4 protein-coding genes are annotated in these 3,516 nt (G+C 65.2%); 3 read left to right on the forward strand and 1 reads right to left on the reverse strand.

The genetic code is table 11. The annotated features are described in order from the left end of the window. Positions 1-954: alpha/beta fold hydrolase (locus ACFWF3_RS28695; protein WP_379316627.1), on the forward strand; the 954-nt coding region annotated here is incomplete at its 5' end. Here the strand turns inward: ACFWF3_RS28695 and ACFWF3_RS28700 are convergent. Further along, positions 951-1,724 carry a phosphotransferase family protein gene (locus ACFWF3_RS28700; RefSeq protein ID WP_379316629.1) on the reverse strand — a complete coding sequence of 258 codons (774 nt, stop codon included), beginning with the start codon at positions 1,722-1,724 and terminating at the stop codon, positions 951-953. The two genes, ACFWF3_RS28695 and ACFWF3_RS28700, sit on opposite strands and share 4 nt — an antisense overlap. A gap of 214 nt (positions 1,725-1,938) precedes the next feature. On the opposite strand from ACFWF3_RS28700, the gene ACFWF3_RS28705 reads away from it, so the two are divergent. Then, entirely contained in the window at positions 1,939-2,295 is a 357-nt protein-coding gene (locus ACFWF3_RS28705; RefSeq protein ID WP_379316631.1) for a hypothetical protein, read from the forward strand. Between the two features lie 534 nt (positions 2,296-2,829). Continuing rightward, the gene (locus ACFWF3_RS28710) at positions 2,830-3,366 is read left to right on the forward strand and encodes a DUF6328 family protein (protein WP_379316633.1); all 537 of its coding nucleotides are present in this window, start codon (positions 2,830-2,832) and stop codon (positions 3,364-3,366) included. Positions 3,367-3,516: the final 150 nt, after the last annotated feature.

A 3,516-nucleotide genomic window follows, 5' to 3' on the forward strand; every position in this document is an offset into this window, starting at 1 on the left:
CAGTTTCCCGAACTGGCGTACTCGTGGCGCAAGGTCTTGGCGCCGCTGGCCGACGCCGGATTTCATGTGGTCGCCCCTGATCAACGCGGCTACGGCCGAACGACGGGCAGCGATGTCACCGACCTGGCGTCCTTCCGAACCGACAATCTGGCCCGCGACGCGCTGAGTCTGGTTCGCGCACTCGGCTATGACCGGGCGCATCTGGTCGGGCACGACTTCGGCTCTGTTGTCGCGGGATGGGCCACGCTCGGCGGCGAACACGTCATCAGCTCGTTGACGATGATGAGCGCGCCGTTCGCCGGTGCGGGAATCCCCAAGTCCTCGACCGAACTCGACGACGCCCTGCGCGCGCTGTCACCACCGCGCAGGCACTACCAGCATTATTTCGCGGGAACCTCGAGCGCCGCAGACATTTACCATGCCCCGCAAGGGATCGCCGACTTTCTGCACGCGTATTTCCATATGAAGAGCGCTGACTGGCCGGGCAATGCGGACGCCGGAGAACTCCCGGGACCGACCGCGGCCGATTTGGCACTCCTGCCGCGGTACTACGTCATGGACGCGGGCGTCGGCATGCCGGAAACAGTAGCGCCGCACTTACCCTCACCGCAGGAGCGGGCCGACTGTGCCTGGCTGACCGACGAAGAACTGAATTTCTACGCTCGAGAATTCGGTCGCACGGAATTCCAGGGCCCACTCAACTGGTACAGAGCTCTCACCCTGCCGCTCACAGAAACGCCGACCGTCCCACGTATCGAAGTGCCCACCCAATTCCTTGCCGGCCGATGCGATTGGGGTATTTGGCAATCGCCCGGCGCGTTGCGCACCATGGCGGAAGACGTGTGCGCGCAGTTCACCGGTACCTATTTGGTACCCGATGCCGGGCACTGGGTCCAGCAGGAGCAGCCACTCGCCGTCATCGAACAGCTCGCGAGATTCCTCGACGAAAACTAGGCCGGACGGCGCTGACTCCCTCGTCGGTCTCGCATCGCCTGGGTTTTCAGCACATCGACCTCGCAGCCGGGCGAGTTCGGGTCGAAGCCGTGCTCGACCAGCCAGCGGATTCCCAGCAGGCTGCGCAACGACCACCACGCGCGGATCACGTCGAGGTCGATGTCGGTGCCGTACCCGGCGATCACCTCGTCGAGGTGTTCCTCGTGCCCGAGCGTCAGGGTGGCGAGGTCGTACATGGCATCGCCGCGGGCGGCCTCGGACCAGTCGATCACCCCGGTGACCTCGTCACCGGCGACGAACACGTGGGCGACTTGAAGATCGCCGTGGATGAACACCGGTGTCCACGGCCGCAATGCCGACTCGGCGATCCGGCGATTGCGGGTGACCAGGTCGGGCGGAAGCACGCTGTTGGTGACGAGCCACTCGCATTCACCATCGAGTTCCGAGGTGAGTTCATCGAGGCGGCGACCCAGTCGGGGTGGCAGCGGCGCGTCGTGCAACATCCGGACAGCGGCGCCTGCCGCGGACCACGCCGCCGCGGATGCGGTCGACGGTTCACCGAGGCGGCCGAGTGCGCGACCCGCGAGCGCGGCGAGTGCGAGGACGGGCGGCTCGCGCCACAGGATCTCCGGTGTCGGAATCGGTGCGGCTGCCATTGCTGCGACCTCGACGTCGGTGCGTGCCTGGTCGGTGTCGATCTTCAGGAACACCTCGCCCGCACGCACCGTCGCGCGCTCGTGATGGGCGACAACGACTTCGACTGCTTCCACGTCGGCCAGTATGACCGGGATTTCGACGAACATCGCCGGGTTTTCGCGCAACGGGGTTCGTCGTATGCACGCGCGAATCCATCTCTGTTTCGGATGTTCCAGCGCGGGTAGCGCGGTAGGAGACCGCGCTCAGAGAGGGTGTCGTGATGCCGAGGACCACCGAATCCGGGTCGGCGAGGAGCTCGGAGTTGTCGACTGTCTCGCGGCGCTGCTGATGGCCGACGACGTCGAAAAGCCGGGGGCCGACGACGGGGAATACCGGCGTGCCGTGCTCTACGTCGTCTGCGTGGTGGGTGTCGCGGCTCTTGTCTTCGCCACCGTGAACGTGTGGGCGGCCAACCGGGGTGCGTGCGCGGACGCGCAGACGCACCTGTGTGACACCCTGTCCGAATCGGTGATCGTGATCGGACCCTCGGCCGTTGTGCTGCTCGGCGGTATCGGCGCGTTCATCCAGACCTACCAGCGGTGGCGGGCGGGCAACTCGTGGCGGACATGGCAGGGCGCGGGCTGGTTTCTGTTCATTCTGATGACGGCCTACCTGGCTATCGGGGCCGGCACGATCACGGCATAGCTCTGTTCCTGATCCCGCCCATGATCTCGGTCCACCATGACTGCAACGGACTGGGTTCGGGCCAGTGGACGAATGGTGCTTCAGGTTCCGATTCGGGCAGGGGATCAACGAAGTCGAGTGCGAGATGGTCGGAATAGCGCATGACAACTTCCTCGGTCTTTCTGGAACTGTGCTTTCGCCGACGCTGCGGGGACTGTGGCCGGTGATCCGGTAGGACTACTACACCCGAGCGGGATTTCCTCGGCACCGGCAGGATTCGCAGTGTCCCGGCTGTTCCTGCGTTCTCACGAGCGGTTGGTAGTACCCATTTGAGCACGCGAGTATTCGTCTGTCAGGCGTTGTGACCGTCCTGTTGTAATAGCCCATGGGGTACGGATTCGACCGAGTATCCGACGTACTTTCTGTCGTGGAGGTGAATACTGGGGTGATCACTTCGGTGGAGGACGGCGGCGCGTTCTCGAGTCACCGCCGCAAGCTGGGTTCTCGGCTCGGCGATGGACCGTATTCGGAGCGCCGAGGCAGGAGGGTCTGGTGATGGATGACTCTTCCTGGAATCAGCGCGTTCGTGGCGAGACCGAGATCCAGCGACTCGACCGGAACTGGGCATCACTGCTGCAGGAATTGCGCGTGGTGCAGACCGGCGTTCAACTGCTCACCGGGTTTCTGATGGTGCTGCCGTTCCAGCCTCGATTCGAATCGTTGAGCACGTCGATGCGGGTGCTGTACCTGGTCGTTCTCACCGCCTCGCTCTGCGCTACCGCGCTGCTGGTCGCCCCCGTGGCCGCGCATCGGCTGCTGTTTCGCCGGCATCAGCTCGCGTGGCTGGTCTCGGCGTCGAATCAACTCGCGCTCACCGGAGTGATACTGCTCGGCGTGGCACTTGTCGGAGTGGCGGTGCTGCTCTTCGATGTCGTGGCGGGCCCTGTCGCGGCGGCGGTAGCGGGGGTGGTGTTCGGTGCACTGTTCATCGGGACCTGGCTGGTTCGACCCTGGCTCGCACGTCGCCGATCAGCGCAGGGCGCCTTCGACGACCAGCTCGGTGTCGAACGGGCCGACCCACCCGAACACTGACTTCTCGGGCGCCGGAGTGGTTGGCGGTTGCCGGGGCCGTCGTGTGGGACAGCGCCCGAACGGGACGCGCTGGCCCCGGCAACCGCCCGCCCGCCGGTCAGGAGGTCGGCCATCCTGTTACCCGCGGCGGTATGTGGTTCCCTGTCTCAT

Source organism: Nocardia sp. NPDC060220, assembly GCF_042727815.1.
Lineage (GTDB): Bacteria > Actinomycetota > Actinomycetes > Mycobacteriales > Mycobacteriaceae > Nocardia.

Bases quoted from the DNA above. Each gene is read 5' to 3' on its own strand.
- ACFWF3_RS28710 (WP_379316633.1), top strand. From the start codon at position 2,830: ATGGATGACTCTTCCTGGAATCAGCGCGTTCGTGGCGAGACCGAGATC.
- ACFWF3_RS28705 (WP_379316631.1), top strand. From the start codon at position 1,939: ATGGCCGACGACGTCGAAAAGCCGGGGGCCGACGACGGGGAATACCGG.